This window comes from Microbulbifer sp. ABF4_107 (assembly GCF_056312215.1).
The window spans coordinates 614,158-628,912 of sequence record NZ_CM149983.1 but is presented as its reverse complement, the minus strand read 5'-3'; the positions used below and the strand labels follow the sequence as shown (position 1 = coordinate 628,912).

At 58.7% G+C, this 14,755-nt stretch carries 11 protein-coding genes; all 11 read right to left on the bottom strand.

The window, feature by feature from the left end; all coding sequences use genetic code 11:
* Positions 1–256 precede the first annotated feature (256 nt).
* The 11 genes from ftsZ to ACYX4K_RS02475 all read right to left on the bottom strand — a co-directional run bounded on the left by ftsZ (position 257) and on the right by ACYX4K_RS02475 (position 14,746).
* Entirely contained in the window at positions 257–1,462 is a 1,206-nt protein-coding gene (gene ftsZ, locus ACYX4K_RS02525; protein WP_475093676.1) for a cell division protein FtsZ, read from the bottom strand.
* A gap of 77 nt (positions 1,463–1,539) precedes the next feature.
* Positions 1,540–2,775, bottom strand: coding sequence for a cell division protein FtsA (gene ftsA, locus ACYX4K_RS02520; RefSeq protein ID WP_475093677.1), 1,236 nt, complete (start codon positions 2,773–2,775; stop codon positions 1,540–1,542).
* Between the two features lie 91 nt (positions 2,776–2,866).
* Positions 2,867–3,643, bottom strand: coding sequence for a cell division protein FtsQ/DivIB (locus ACYX4K_RS02515; RefSeq protein WP_476178758.1), 777 nt, complete (start codon positions 3,641–3,643; stop codon positions 2,867–2,869).
* Between the two features lie 82 nt (positions 3,644–3,725).
* Complete coding sequence (murC, locus tag ACYX4K_RS02510; protein ID WP_475093959.1) at positions 3,726–5,168, bottom strand: UDP-N-acetylmuramate--L-alanine ligase; 1,443 nt, start codon at positions 5,166–5,168, stop codon at positions 3,726–3,728.
* Positions 5,169–5,211: 43 nt separating this feature from the next.
* Positions 5,212–6,309: an undecaprenyldiphospho-muramoylpentapeptide beta-N-acetylglucosaminyltransferase gene (gene murG / locus ACYX4K_RS02505; protein WP_475093679.1), complete on the bottom strand. Its 1,098-nt coding sequence runs from the start codon at positions 6,307–6,309 to the stop codon at positions 5,212–5,214.
* Positions 6,309–7,535 (bottom strand): putative lipid II flippase FtsW, encoded by a 1,227-nt coding sequence (gene ftsW, locus ACYX4K_RS02500; RefSeq protein WP_475093680.1) that lies wholly within the window; start codon positions 7,533–7,535, stop codon positions 6,309–6,311. Before ftsW ends, murG begins: the two co-directional genes overlap by 1 nt.
* Positions 7,532–8,944 (bottom strand): UDP-N-acetylmuramoyl-L-alanine--D-glutamate ligase, encoded by a 1,413-nt coding sequence (gene murD, locus ACYX4K_RS02495; protein ID WP_475093681.1) that lies wholly within the window; start codon positions 8,942–8,944, stop codon positions 7,532–7,534. The genes ftsW and murD overlap by 4 nt, the downstream gene beginning before the upstream one ends.
* Positions 8,945–8,982: 38 nt before the next feature.
* Entirely contained in the window at positions 8,983–10,068 is a 1,086-nt protein-coding gene (mraY, locus tag ACYX4K_RS02490) for a phospho-N-acetylmuramoyl-pentapeptide-transferase (RefSeq protein WP_475093682.1), read from the bottom strand.
* Positions 10,069–10,071: 3 nt separating this feature from the next.
* Positions 10,072–11,451, bottom strand: a complete 1,380-nt coding sequence (locus tag ACYX4K_RS02485; protein ID WP_475093683.1) for a UDP-N-acetylmuramoyl-tripeptide--D-alanyl-D-alanine ligase — start codon at positions 11,449–11,451, stop codon at positions 10,072–10,074.
* A complete protein-coding gene (locus tag ACYX4K_RS02480; RefSeq protein ID WP_475093684.1) occupies positions 11,448–12,980 on the bottom strand; it encodes a UDP-N-acetylmuramoyl-L-alanyl-D-glutamate--2,6-diaminopimelate ligase in 1,533 nt (510 codons plus the stop codon). The genes ACYX4K_RS02485 and ACYX4K_RS02480 overlap by 4 nt, the downstream gene beginning before the upstream one ends.
* On the bottom strand, positions 12,977–14,746 hold the full coding sequence (locus ACYX4K_RS02475; RefSeq protein WP_475093685.1) for a peptidoglycan D,D-transpeptidase FtsI family protein: 1,770 nt from the start codon (positions 14,744–14,746) through the stop codon (positions 12,977–12,979). The genes ACYX4K_RS02480 and ACYX4K_RS02475 overlap by 4 nt, the downstream gene beginning before the upstream one ends.
* Positions 14,747–14,755: the final 9 nt, after the last annotated feature.

Below are 14,755 nucleotides of genomic sequence, written 5' to 3'. Positions count from 1 at the left end.
AATTCCCCCTGAATATCACCGACTTCCTGCGGTGTACTGCCACTTTCTTCCCTGCTGAATGTCATCCAAAAGCATTGCTTTCAGCCCTCCGGGAGACGAAGCCCCACGCTCAGTGAGACTCCGCCGCCCTCGCCAGAGCGGGCGAATGCCCGGAATTTCACCGGACATAGACATGAGCAGATGCCGCCGCTGCTCGGACGAGCCCCCAACAAGCACAAGGTGCCCGCACAAAAGGGTCCCGAAGAGCCGGGCGACGTCAGTCTGCCTGGCGGCGCAGGAACGCCGGGATATCCAGGTATTCCATATCTTGGTCTGCCGGGTTGATCGGCGGCATAGCACGCTCGCGCTTCACATCGGCGCGGGCAGAAGACCGAACTTCCTGAGACTCACGGGTCGCTTCCGTCGGCGCAGCGGCACGGGCCGCTTCTCGAGGTTGCTCACGTCGAGTGTTATCCACGACCTTGGTCGGACGGGCCACCTGAGCACCTGCATCACCGAGACCGGCAGCAACTACAGTTACACGCATCTCGTCACCCAATTTGTCGTCGACCGCAGTACCGATCACGACGGTGGCATCGTCAGAGGCAATTTCCTGCACAATCTGACCGACTTCGGAGTATTCCCCCAGAGTCAGCTCCTGACAGCCAGCCTCCTCGCTACCGGTGATGATGTTCACCAGAATACCGCGCGCGCCCTGCAGATTGACGTTATCCAGCAGCGGGCTGCGTACGGCTTTCTCCGCCGCTTCACGAGCACGGTTCTCACCAATGGCGGAGCCGGAGCCCATCATTGCCATACCCATTTCAGACATCACGGTGCGCACATCGGCGAAGTCCACGTTCATGATGCCCGGACGGATCATCAGGTCCGCAATCCCCTGAACGGCACCCAGCAGTACGTTGTCGGCCTCTTTATACGCGGCCTTCATGGTGATCTTGTTGCCGAGTACTTCCAGCAGGCGATCATTAGGGATGGTGATCAGGGAGTCGACCTTGTCGCGCAGTTCGAGGATGCCCTCTTCTGCCACGGTAGTGCGCTTGCGACCTTCAATCATGAAGGGACGAGTGACCACCGCTACGGTGAGGATACCCAGATCCTTGGCGATTTCTGCCACGATCGGTGCACCACCGGTACCGGTACCGCCACCCATGCCCGCGGTGATAAACACCATGTCGGCACCGGTCAGTACTTCGGCGATGCGCTCGCGATCTTCCAGTGCGGACTGACGGCCCACATCCGGATTGGCGCCGGCACCCAGTCCGCGGGTAATGGTGTTACCCAGCTGCAGAATGGTTTGCGCTTCCACATCTTTCAGCGCCTGGGCATCAGTGTTGGCGCAGATGAAATCCACACCGTCCACTTCGCTGGCAATCATGTGCTTCACGGCGTTACCGCCGCCGCCGCCCACACCAATCACTTTAATGACAGGTTTATCCTGTACGCTATCTACGAGTTCGAACATTGCTGTTCCCCTTTTTTGCTCATGTCCAAATTTATTAATCTGTCCGGGTATTTATTTTCGGCTTGAAGGCTCTCTTGCTACAGGTTGCCTCTGAACCAGTGTTTGACCTTGTCCCACCACTGGTTGTCCTCTCGCTTGACGCGGGGCTGGCTACCCTTGTTTTCCTCTGCCTTGATGGCGTACATCAGCAAACCCACCCCAGTGGAATAGATGGGATTACTGACAATGTCGGTCAGTCCAGCAATACCCTGCGGCACCGCCAGGCGCACGGGCATATGGAAAATTTCTTCAGCCAGCTCGACAGCACCTTCCATTTTCGACGAGCCGCCGGTCAGCACGATCCCTGCCGCACAGAGATCCTCAAAGCCACTGCGGCGCAATTCCGCCTGCACCAGCGTGAACAACTCGTCGTAACGGGGCTCTACCACTTCGGCCAGCGCCTGACGTGAAAGGTCCCGCGGTGCGCGGTCGCCCACGCTCGGCACTTTGATGGTCTCCCCTTCCCGCGCCAGCTTCGCCAGCGCGCAGGCATATTTGATTTTCAGCTCTTCCGCGTGCGGCGTCGGTGTGCGCAGGGCCATGGCGATATCATTAGTAACCTGGTCGCCAGCAATCGGGATAACACCGGTATGGCGAATAGAGCCGCCGGTAAATACCGCGATATCGGTGGTGCCACCACCAATATCCACCATACACACGCCCAACTCCTTTTCATCGTCAGTCAGCACGGCGTAGCTGGAAGCGAGCTGCTCAAGAATGATGTCTTCCACTTCAAGACCACAGCGACGGATACATTTTTCAATATTCTGCGCTGCGTTCACCGCACCGCTCACCAGGTGTACCTTGGCCTCCAGACGCACGCCGGACATCCCCAGCGGTTCCTTCACCCCTTCCTGGTTATCGATCAGGTATTCCTGCGGCAGGGTGTGCAGGATTTTCTGGTCAGCAGGGATCGCTACTGCACGTGCCGCATCGATTACCCGATCCAGATCCTGCTGGGTCACTTCGCGATCTTTGATCGCCACAATTCCGTGGCTGTTCAGACTGCGAATATGACTACCGGCAATCCCCGCATACACCGAGTGAATTTCACAGCCAGCCATCAGCTCGGCTTCTTCCACCGCGCGCTGAATGGACTGCACCGTGGATTCAATATTCACCACCACGCCACGCTTCATACCGGTCGAGCGGTGAGAGCCGATGCCGACGATATTCAATTCGCCGTCTCCGGAAACTTCACCGACGATCGCCACCACCTTGGATGTACCGATATCCAGCCCGACGATCATGCGTGGTTCAGAGGATTGTGTCATTGGATTTTCAACCTCGCGGGACGATGCGCCGATCCACATAGAGCATGTCGGATCAGGGCCGAGCCCCGCTTTTTATCTGCCTGTTTTGTTGTCAGTTTTGTTTGTTTTCCGTTGGTTTCCATTGCACCGCAACTGCGTTGTTATAACGGGCATCCACGCCCGCAATTTTTTGCAGATGCGGCGCCAGTACGCCGCGGGTCAGACTGAGGAAGCGATCAACCCGCTCCAGCAGTTCATCGTGCCCGAGCTGCAGGCGAATACCGCTCACCAGCTCCAGCTGCCAGCCCGCCAGGTCATCGAAGGACAGGCGGCGCACTTCCATATCTTTGGTGGTCAACAGTCCGGCCAGAGCCTGGTACTGCATCATTATTCGTTCCACCAGATCCGCATCGCCCGCCAGTTCCGGCAAGCGCAGATCTTTTAAATTTTCTGGTCGTGGCAATAATGCGCCACTGGCGATCAACAGTTGATCTTCCCCCCAGATGGCAAGGGGCTCCGCCTCTTCGACCACCACATCCACCCCGTTGGGCCAGCGCCGGCTGACCGACGCATTCACAATCCAGGGGTCGGCCAGCAGTGCACCGCGAATCTCGTCGATATCCATCGAGAAGAAACCGCTGCGCAGGTGCGGCAACAAAATATCTTCTACCGCCTTTTCGCTGAGCGCACGAAACGGCGCTCTCACGCGCACATTTTCCAGTGCATCTACGCGGCTCAATTCCACCGCCGGTGCCCGCTGCCACAGCCAGTGGGCGCTGTAACCGAGACCGCTTGCCACCAGAAGCAACATGGCGACCATACCCAGAATTCGCAGCAGGCCCGTCCCGGCATCCTGGTCAGGGTTTGGTAGCGCGCGCGCGCCGCGCACCGGCTTCTTCCCCTTTTTTGTCTTCGCCGCTTTTTCTCGAGACGACTTTTTTTCTCTGGCCACGGTTGCTAACTGTTGCTCGCTACTTGTCGCCCAGGCGCCATTCCGCCAGTTGCTGCGCCAGGCCGCCCACGTTACCGGCGCCCTGTGTCAGCACGATATCGCCGGGCTCCAGAAGATCCGCGAGCATCGGTGGTACCTGGTCGATTTTTTCCACAAATATCGGATCTACCTGGCCGCGGTTGCGAATACTGCGCGCCAGGGTTCGACTGTCCGCGCCCGGGATTACCGCTTCGCCCGCGCTATATACATCCAGAAGAACCAGTTTGTCGACCTGAGAAAGCACCTGTACGAAGTCTTCAAACAAATCCCGGGTGCGCGTATAGCGGTGCGGCTGGTACACCATGACCAGTCGGCGCTCGGGCCAGCCGTCGCGTACGGTCTTGATGGTGGCATCCACTTCCCGCGGGTGGTGGCCGTAATCGTCCACCAGCATGACCTTGTCTGAGTCCTTGTCGTCGCTGACCGGGTACTCGCCGTAAATCTGGAAGCGGCGACCAACCCCCTGAAAGCCCTTCAGACCTTCACGAATTGCGTCATCGCTCACCCCTTCTTCAGAAGCAACCGCTATTGCCGCGGTCGCATTCAGTACGTTGTGAATACCCGGCACATTGACGCAGACATCGATCACACTGCCATCCGGGCGCTGCACATTGAAAAAGCTGCGCAGCGGCTCCTGACGCACATCGCTGATCAGGAAATCGTTACCCTCATCAAACCCGTATGTAGCCACCGGGCGTGACAGCTTGGGGATAATCTCCTGAACGTTTTCATCGTCGCCACACATCACCGCCAAACCGTAGAACGGCAGGTTGTGGATAAAGTCGATAAAGATCTGTTTAACCTTTTCGAAATCACCACCGTAGGTTTCCATATGATCTGCATCGATATTGGTCACCACGGTGACCATCGGCTGTAGGTGCAGGAAGGACGCATCACTTTCGTCCGCTTCCGCCACCAGGTAACGGCTTTCTCCCAGTGCCGCGTTGGCCCCGGCACTGTTTACCAGACCGCCGATCACAAAAGTCGGATCCTTGCCGTCCGCGGCAAAGATCGATGCGATCAGACTGGTAGTCGTGGTCTTTCCGTGCGTACCGGCTACGGCGATGCCGTAGCGATAGCGCATCAACTCGCCCAGCATTTCCGCACGGCGCACCACCGGAATCCTGTTTTCCCGCGCGGCGGTTAATTCGGGATTGTCCCCGTAGATGGCCGAGGAGTTCACCACGACATCCACATCGCTGACATTTTCAGCGGTGTGGCCAATCTGCACTTTTACACCCAGGTTGCGCAACCGATCGGTTACCTTGCTTTCACGCAGATCCGAACCGGACACTTCGTAGCCCTGGTTCTGCAGCACTTCCGCAATGCCGCTCATACCCGCGCCGCCGACACCAATAAAATGGATGCGGCGAATACGGCGCATGGCGGGAACGTGATAGTGGCGCTCGCCGGTTTCACTCATAATTTTTCCTGACTCGGCGCTCTCTGGTGTTTCGTCGGACATATCAGCACCCCAACTCTTCGCGGCACACCGCCAGCACCCGACCGGTTGCGTCGGGCTTGGCCGCGCGACGCGCAGCCTCGGCCATGGCCAGTAATTTTTTCGGATCGGCAAACAGGCTTTCCAGCAAGCTCGCCAACTGTTCTGCATCCAGATCATCCTGCTGGATCACCTGTGCGGCACCCGCCTGCTGCAACCACTCACCGTTTTTGGTCTGGTGGTCGTCAATAGCAAATGGGAAAGGCACCATGATTGCGCCCAGGCCAGCGGCAGCAATTTCGGAGACCGTCAGCGCACCGGAGCGGCAGATCACCAGATCCGCCTGGCTGTAGGCCGCGGCCATATCCGCGATAAATGGCACCACTTCCGCAGTGACACCAACACGCTCGTAAGCCTCCTTCGCTACGTCCAGATGGCGCTGTCCTGCTTGGTGTACAACCTGCGGGCGCTTGTCCCGGTCTATTTTGGCCAGCGCCTGCGGAACCAACTCATTAATGGCTACGGCACCCAGGCTGCCACCCAGAATCAACAGGCGCAGAGGCTGTTTTGTTCCCACCCGTTCAGCCGGTGCTGGCAAACTGGAAATTTCCTCACGTACCGGGTTCCCCACTTCTTCTGCGTTTGGAAGTCCGCTGGGGAATGCTTCCAACACCCGCGCGGCCACTTTTGCCAACAACCGATTCGTGGTTCCCGCCACCGCATTCTGCTCGTGAATAATCAGCGGTATGCCAGCGAGTCGCGCTGCCACGCCACCGGGACCAGTAGCAAAACCACCAAAGCCCAGCACCGCATCAGGGGCTACCGCTTTCACGACGTTGCGCGCTTGCCATACGGCCTTACTGATCTGCAGTGGCGCCTTCAGCAGTGCCGCCTTGCCTTTGCCGCGAATACCTTCCACGGTAATAAAGTGCAGCGGAATATCAGCAGCCGGAATCAACTGCGATTCAATACCGCGCATGGTGCCCAACCACTCGATGGCAGCACCCTGTCCCCGCAAAGCGTTGGCCACCGCCAGCGCCGGAAACACATGACCGCCGGTACCGCCGGCCATCATCAGAATTTTTTTGCCGGTAAAAGGCTTGTCTACTTCGTGCGCACTCATTACGCGGCCTCCCCGGTTTTTCTGTCGCCCAGCTGCAACGGATTGAAAATCGGTAGCTGGCTGATTTTGGCGAGGCGACCTTCGTCCTCACCTTCATCGCTGCTCAACTCTTTCTGTGCGCGCCAGGCCAGAGCGAACAGGCCAAAGCACACCACAAGGCTGGAGCCACCTGAGCTGACAAACGGCAGCGTCAATCCCTTGGTGGGCAAGAGGCCAGATGCCACCCCCATATTCACAAATGCCTGGCCGGCCAGAAGCACCGCGATACCAAAGGTCAATAGCGCGGCGAAGTAAGCCTGCTTCTGCAGCGCTTTCCGCACCAGGCGCAACAGCGACCAGGTCAGTGCGCTGTAAAGGCAAATCACCAGCAGACCACCAATCAGACCCCACTCCTCGGCAAGAATTGCAAACACAAAATCCGTGTGCGCTTCCGGCAGGTAAAACAATTTCTGTACGCTGTTGCCAAGACCGACGCCGAACCATTCACCACGCCCGAAGGCAATCAGAGACTGAGTTAGCTGGTAGCCGGCAGCGTATTGCTCCGCCCAGGGGTCCCAGAACGTGGTGAGGCGCTGCAGCCGGTATGGACTGAAAATCGCCATCATCACCAGACCACAGGCTGCCAGTGCCACCAGCATAAAGGTATGGGGCAGACGCGCACCGGCGAGAAACACCATCGCCAGTGCAGTGCCGGCAATTACTACAACAGAGCCAAAATCCGGCTCCAGCAACAGCAGAATCGCTACGATGCCCAGCACCGAAATCGGCACCATAAAGCTGCTCCAGTGCCGGAGCTTTTCCTGACGGCGAGTCAGGAAGCTGGCGAAAAAGACCAGGCAACAAAATTTCGCAATCTCCGCCGGCTGTACGGTGATCGGCCCCAGTGCAATCCAGCGCATACTGCCGTTAACCGCGCGCCCCACTCCGGGGATCAACACCACTACCAGCATGGCGCAGGCGAAAATCAGCAGGGTCCACGACAGGTTCGACCAGGTGCTAAGGGAGATTCGACTCAGCACGAATGCTCCGAATATGCCTGCGGCAAGAAATACCAGATGCCGCTTTAAAAAGTGCCACTCGTCGTTGTACAGATCTGCGGCGTAGGCCACCGACGCCGATGCAACCATCACCACACCGATGCTCGCCAGTGCCGCCACGCAGAATGGCAATACCCACGCGTAGGGGTCCACTTGCTGGTTGGCGGCATCAAGGGGCAACCTGCTCACTGGCTGCCTCCTTCATTCACACTGTTTTTCAAACCAGCATCCGACAAACGCTCCAGCACCACGCGCCGGAATTCTTCACCCCGCGCTTCAAAATTGCGGTACATATCAAAACTGGCGCAGGCCGGAGACAGCAGTACATAGTCGCCGGGATTGGCCAGCGCGCTCGCCTTATTTACCGCATCAAACATATCTCCAGCGGTTTCCTGCTGGACTTTGCCGTCGAACACACAAGCGATTCTGGGGCCATCCACACCGATGGTCACAAGGCCACGCAGGGTATTAGCCGCCTCTGCAAGCGGCGAAAAATCGGCGCCCTTGCCATCACCACCCGCAATTAAAACGATCTTGCGTTCGCCTTCAGCCAGGCCATCCAGTGCCGCCCGCGTCGCACCCACATTGGTGCCCTTGGAATCATTCACATAAATGACACCAGCCTGATCGCCCACCCGCTCACAGCGATGTGTAAGGCCGGCAAAGGTACGCAGAGCCTGAAGCATTGGCTCCATGGAAATTCCCACCGCATTGCCCAGCGCCAGCGCCGCCAGTGCATTGGCCACGTTGTGGCTGCCCACCATGGCCATATCGTCGGTGCGCATCAGCTTTTCGGCGCCTTTCGCCAGCCACTGCCCGGCGTCGTCGGTGACCACGCCGAACTGGCGCAGGTCCGGACGATCAAGGCCAAAACTCCACTCCACCCGGTCTTTACCCAATGGGCCGCGAGTAAGCGGGTCCGCGCGATTGATAACCAGCTGCTCCGCATGGCGGTACACCCGCTGCTTGGCCTGGTGATAAGCCGCCAGGTTTGCGTAGCGGTCCATATGGTCCGCACTAATATTCAGAATGGTGGCCACATCGGGCGCGAGCGAATGCGTGGTTTCCAGCTGAAAACTCGATAGTTCAAGCACAAATACATCCGGCAGTGCAGGCCCACATTGCGCCAGCATATCCAGTACCGGCACGCCGATATTTCCGCCCACTTCCACTCTCAGGCCCGCAGCCTCGACCATCTTGCCCATCAGGGTAGTCACGGTGCTTTTGCCATTGGAACCGGTGATGGCGATGATTTTCGGTTTTGTTTCCGCGCGATTGATTTCCCGCGCGAACAGTTCGATATCGCCGATCACCGGAATCCCGGCACCTATCGCAGCCGCAATGGCCGGCTCGGCCACACCAATACCTGGGCTTGCAATGATTTCGCTCGCGGCCAGCAGGGTTTCGCTGTTCAGCGGGCCACACTCCACCGGCACATCCGGGTAATCTGCACGGAATTGCGCCAGTGGGGCCGGCGCCTCGCGGCTGTCAACAACCACAGGAGAAATACCCTGGCGCAGCAGATAGCGCACCACCGATTGCCCGGTAGCGCCCAGTCCGATCACCACTTTTCTCTCTGAAGTTGCGATTAGGCTCATTGGTTTTTTATGCTTTCCGCGTCGATTTTTTCTATGGATTAACGTAATTTGAGGGTCGCCAGACCCGCGAGTACCAGCACCACGGTGATAATCCAGAAGCGCACAATCACCCGCGGCTCCGGCCACCCTTTCAATTCAAAGTGGTGGTGCAGTGGCGCCATCCGGAAGATGCGTTTTCCGGTCAACTTGAACGAGGCCACCTGCAGGATCACCGATACAGTTTCCATTACGAACACACCGCCCATAATGAACAGCACAATTTCATGGCGGGTGATCACCGCAATAATGCCCAGGGCCGCGCCCAGGGCCAGGGCACCCACATCACCCATAAACACCTGGGCCGGGTAGGTGTTAAACCACAAGAACCCGAGGCCAGCCCCGCCCAGTGCGGCACAGAACACCGCCAGCTCACCGGCACCGGAGATCGACGGAATGTGCAGGTAGGTGGCAAATTCCACGTGGCCAACCAGATACGCAATCACACCCAGCGCTCCGCCAACCATCACTGACGGCATAATGGCCAGGCCATCCAGGCCATCGGTCAGATTAACCGCGTTGCTGGAGCCCACAACCACAAAATAAGTCAGCAGGATAAAAGTCACTGGGCCGAGATTAATGGCCACATCTTTGAAAAACGGCACAAACAACTGGGTTTCCGCCGGCGAGGTGGCGGTCATATACAGGTAGATCGCCGCCCCTAAACCCGCAATCGACTGCCAGAAGTATTTCCAGCGTGCGATCAGTCCTCTGGAGTTTTTCTCCACCACTTTTTTGTAGTCGTCGACAAAACCCACTGCACCGAACACAAAAGTGACCAGCAGGGTTACCCACACCAGGCGATTACTGAGGTCGGACCACAGCAATGCGCCGGAAAAAATCGCGGCAAGAATCAGGGTGCCGCCCATGGTGGGCGTACCCGATTTGCTCAGGTGCGATTGCGGGCCGTCATCCCGCACTGCCTGCCCTACCTGCAACCGGTTCAGCCAGGTAATCATGCGTGGGCCAACCAGCAGGGAAATCCCCAGGGCGGTGAGCGCACTGAGAATCGCGCGCACAGTCAGGTAGTCAAAGACTGCAAAGCCCTTGAAGTACTGTTGTAAATATTCAGCCAGCCAAAGCAGCATGGATTAAACCTTTTCTTGAATCCCGTTGGTCAGTGCCTGCACAACCAGTTCCATTCGCGCACTGCGGGAACCTTTCACCAGCACAGTGGTGTTTCCATCCAGTTCCGGGGCGAGTGCCTGAATCAGCGGCTCGCGTTCGGAAAAATTCCTTTGTCCGTGTTGGCGGCCCGCGGCGAATTCCACACTCGCCGCGCCGCTCAAAGTCCCCAGGGTAAACAGCTGGTCGATACCCCGTTCGCGGGCCAGCTTCCCCATATCCCGGTGCGCGCTATCCGCCTCCGGACCCAGTTCGGCCATATCGCCGAGCACCAGGATTTTCTTGCCGGTGCGCTGGGCCAGCAATTCAATGGCCGCACTGACCGACCCAGGGTTGGCGTTGTAGCTGTCATCAATTACCGTGGCGCCATTACGCCCCTCTTGTGACTGCATTCGCCCGCCCACGCCTTTGGCTGCACTCAGGCCACTTGCAATTTCCGCCACAGGGATTCCTGCAGCGTGAGCGCAGCCGGCGGCTACCAGCGCGTTATGCACATTGTGCTCACCGAGCACGCGCAACTGCACCGGGTGCGAAACCCCTTCGACAATCAAATCGAAAGAGGCACAACCCAGCTCATCTATTTGAACGTTATCCGGATGTACCGCGCACTGATGACCGAAACCAACTTCCAGCGTGCGCACGCCCTCCGGCATTTCGCCGCGCCAATAATCCGCGTAGTTATCGTCCGCGTTCACCACCGCAATCCCTTCCGGATCGAGGCTGGTGTAAATCTGCCCCTTGGCGGTGGCGATGCCATCCACCGAGCCAAAACCTTCGACATGTGCAGGCATCACATTGTTGACCGCAGTGATCCCGGGTTTGGCAATGCCGCACAGATAGCCGATTTCATTGGGGCCGCTCGCCCCCATCTCGACGATCAGAACTTCATGCTCCGGCGCCAGGGAAAACAGGGTCATGGGCACGCCGAAGTGATTATTCAGATTACCCCGGGTAACACACACCTGATGACGCTGACCAAAAATGGCCGCCATCATTTCCTTTACCGTGGTTTTGCCACAGGAACCGGTAATGCCGATAACCGGGCCACTGAATTGATCGCGACACTGGCGACCAATCTGCCCAAGGGCAATATTGGTGTCCGGCACCAGCCACTGGGGCATGCTGGAGTTTTCCAGGCGCTTTTCGGTAACCAGGCCTAGAACCTCGCCATCGACTTTTTCCAGAAAGTCGTGGGCATCGAAGGTCTCGCCGCGCAACGCGACAAACAGTGCACCGGAATCCAGCTTGCGGGTATCGGTGCACACCGCATCAAACGTCACCGAGCCATTGATCAGCTCTCCGCCAAACCGTTGCTGTAACTGTTCCAGGGAGATCGGCGCAATCATTGTTCGCTCCCCGCGGTTGCACGCTGATCCAGGGCGGCGGCGGCCTGCTCACGATCGCAGAAGTGCAGTTTTTCACCGCCGATCAGCTGGTAGTCCTCGTGGCCCTTGCCGGCGATCAGAACCGTATCGCCCGGCTCGGCTTGCGCAATCGCAAAAGCGATGGCTTCTGCGCGATCGATTTTCACCACACACTGCTGACCATCAATGCCTTGCACTATGTCATCGATAATTTTCTGCGGATCTTCACCGCGAGGATTATCGCTGGTGACGACCGCGCAATCTGACAGCTCTGCTGCGATTCGCCCCATGGGGGCGCGCTTGCCGGAATCGCGATCACCACCGCAGCCAAAAACACACCACAGTTTGCCGCGACAATACGGGCGTGCGGCTTCCAGTGCCGCGCGCAGCGCGTCCGGAGTGTGGGCGTAATCCACCAGTACGTTGATATCTTCTGCCACACTGCTGGCGACACGTTCCATCCGCCCAGGTACCGGGCGAATCGTTTCAAACGCGGCGAGGATTTCGTCGAGCGGCATTCCCGCGGCGCCCGCCGCAGCAACAACGGCCAGAGCGTTGTGAATATTGAAATCACCAATCAACGGTGCTTTCAGTTCGCCTTCACCCCAGGGGCTAATTAAATGTACGGAAAAACCACTGTCCAGGCGCTTCAGGTCGCGGATCTGTAGATCACCGGATTGCAAACCGTAGGTAATGGTTTTCAGGCCGCGCAGCTTGCAGCGCTCAACCATCTGCGCACCAAAGGGGTCGTCAATATTGATCACACCGCGCTTCAGCTTCGGCAAACCAAACAGTTTTTCTTTGGCGGCACCGTAGGCGGCCATATTGCCGTGATAATCCAGATGATCCCGGGTCAGATTGGTAAAAACCGCGGTATCAAATTCCAGCCCGTGCACCCGCCCCTGCGCCAGGGAGTGGGATGAAACCTCCATGGCGCCAGCGCGGGCACCCAGCGCAAAAAACTCTGCGTAGTCTTTTTGCAGTCGCACCGGGTCAGCGGTGGTGAGGCCGGTGTCCACAAGCTGGCTATCGCCGTTTTTCCAGACACCATTGCCGATGGTGCCCATCACTGCGGCACTGCCAAAATGTGCGGCCAGCAGTTGTGCGGTCAGATAGGCACAGGTGGACTTTCCATTGGTGCCGGTCACCCCCACGAGATACATGGAGGCACTGGGGTTACCGTAAAAACGCGCGGCGATTTCACCCACGCGTGCAGCAAGACCGGGCACGGTGACGACCTGCACGCCGTTGCGCTCCTCACTGCCGAGGGCCTCACCATCAGCCAGTACCACTGCTGCACCGCTGCTGATGGCACTGTCGATATATTCGCGGCCATCCACTACAGTGCCGCGCAACGCCATAAACACATCGCCCGGCTGCACCTGGCGGCTGTCGAGTGCGACACCGGTGACACAAATATCAGGAATACCTGCGTAGCCCGGCACCAGCGCTGTTAGGGATACGCTGCGCACTTCTTTCGCGCCGGTTTGGTTTTGATTGCGCTGGGTCACGATGTGGTACCTCTCTCGTCCAGCTGCGTCGCCAGCTGTCGCTCGGCGGGCGCAATTTCTTCCGGTGGCACCTGCAGCAAGCGCATGGCGCCAGTCATTACTTTTCCGAACACGGGCGCGGCGACTTCACCGCCGTAATACTTGGCGCTGGTGGGATCGTCGATCACCACCACTGCCGCCAGGCGCGGATTGTCTGCCGGTACAAAGCCCGCAAATACCGAGCGATAACGGTTATCCGCATAGCCTTCTCTACCCACCTTGTGCACGGTGCCGGTTTTGCCCGCGACCCGGTAGCCCTCAACTGCTGCGTGCTTGCCGGTGCCCTCAGGGCCGATCACGGTTTCCAGCATCGCGGTCACTTCCCGCGCCAGCTCCGACTCCACAACCCGATCGGCGGGCTCTGCCTTTTTTCCCTGCTCCAGAATCAGCGAAACCGGGCGCTTGAGCCCGGCGTTGGCGACCACACTGTAGGCCTGAGCCAGTTGCACCGCGTTTACTGTTAAACCGTAGCCGAAGGCAAAGTTGGCCAGCTCAATGGGGTGCCATCGTCCCCGGGTTGGCAGGATGCCGGGAGCCTCCCCGGGGAACCCACTGCCAACGGCCTCACCCAGCCCCAGTCGGTAAAAAAGCCCCCGCAGGGTCTCCGGCTCCAGATCCATCGCCACTTTGGTGATACCCACCTGACTCGATTTGGTGATCACCCGGGTCAGATCGATTTCGCCGTAGTTCACCGGATCCAGCAGGGTCTTGCCCGGCAGACGGATATAGCCGGGGCTGGTATTGATACGGGTATGCGGCTGCCAGCGGCCGGTTTCCAGCGCCGCCAGTGCGGTCAATGGCTTGATGGTGGATCCCGGCTCGAACTGATCGATCAGCGCGCGATTGCGCATGGCGGCCGCTTTCACCCCGGCGCGGTTGTTGGGGTTAAACGATGGCTGATTGGCCATTGCCAGCACGTCGCCGGTGCGGGTATCCAGAATCACCATATAGCCGGACGCGGCGCCATTTTCCGTGACCGCCTTTTTCAGCTCCCGGTAGGCCAGGTACTGCAGGCGCATATCAATAGTGAGCTGCAGGTCGCGACCAGGGCGCGCCTCCTGCTTCACTGCCAGATCGCGCACGGTGCGGCCTTTCAGGTCTTTCACTACCTGACGCTTGCCCGGCTCGCCAGCTAGGGACTGCTCATAGGCAAGCTCCAGCCCTTCCTGACCGAGGTCGTCAATATTAGTAAAGCCCAGCAGCTGGGCAGTGACTTCACCGGCCGGGTAAAAGCGGCGGTATTCTTTTTTGCTGTAGACACCCGCGAGGTCCAGCTTCAGGACTTTCTGCGCACCTTCTGGCGTCATATGACGGCGCAGGTACATAAAGCCCTTGTTGCGGTACTTTTCCAGACGCTTGGCGAGACGCGCGGGCGGCGTGCCCAGGGCGGAGGCCAGTTGGCGCAACTGGTCGGCGCTTGCCTCTTTCAGCAGTTGCGGATTGGCCCAGATGGTGTGCACCGGGGTACTTACCGCGAGCAGTTCACCGTTGCGATCGACGATACTGCCGCGGTAGGCGGCAATTTCTTCGGTACGGATTGTGCGGGCGCGCCCCTGATCCTGCAGGAAGCGGTAACCCTTGTCCTGCTCCGGCAGCACCTGCAGGCCAGCCAGGTGTACCACCAGGGCTGCGGCGAGCGCACACAGTAGCCCCGCCACCAGCGCAAAGCGCCAGCGGGCGATACCCGGCTGCTGTTGTGGTTGCTGCTGCTTTTTCACGGCACCCATGATTGAGGT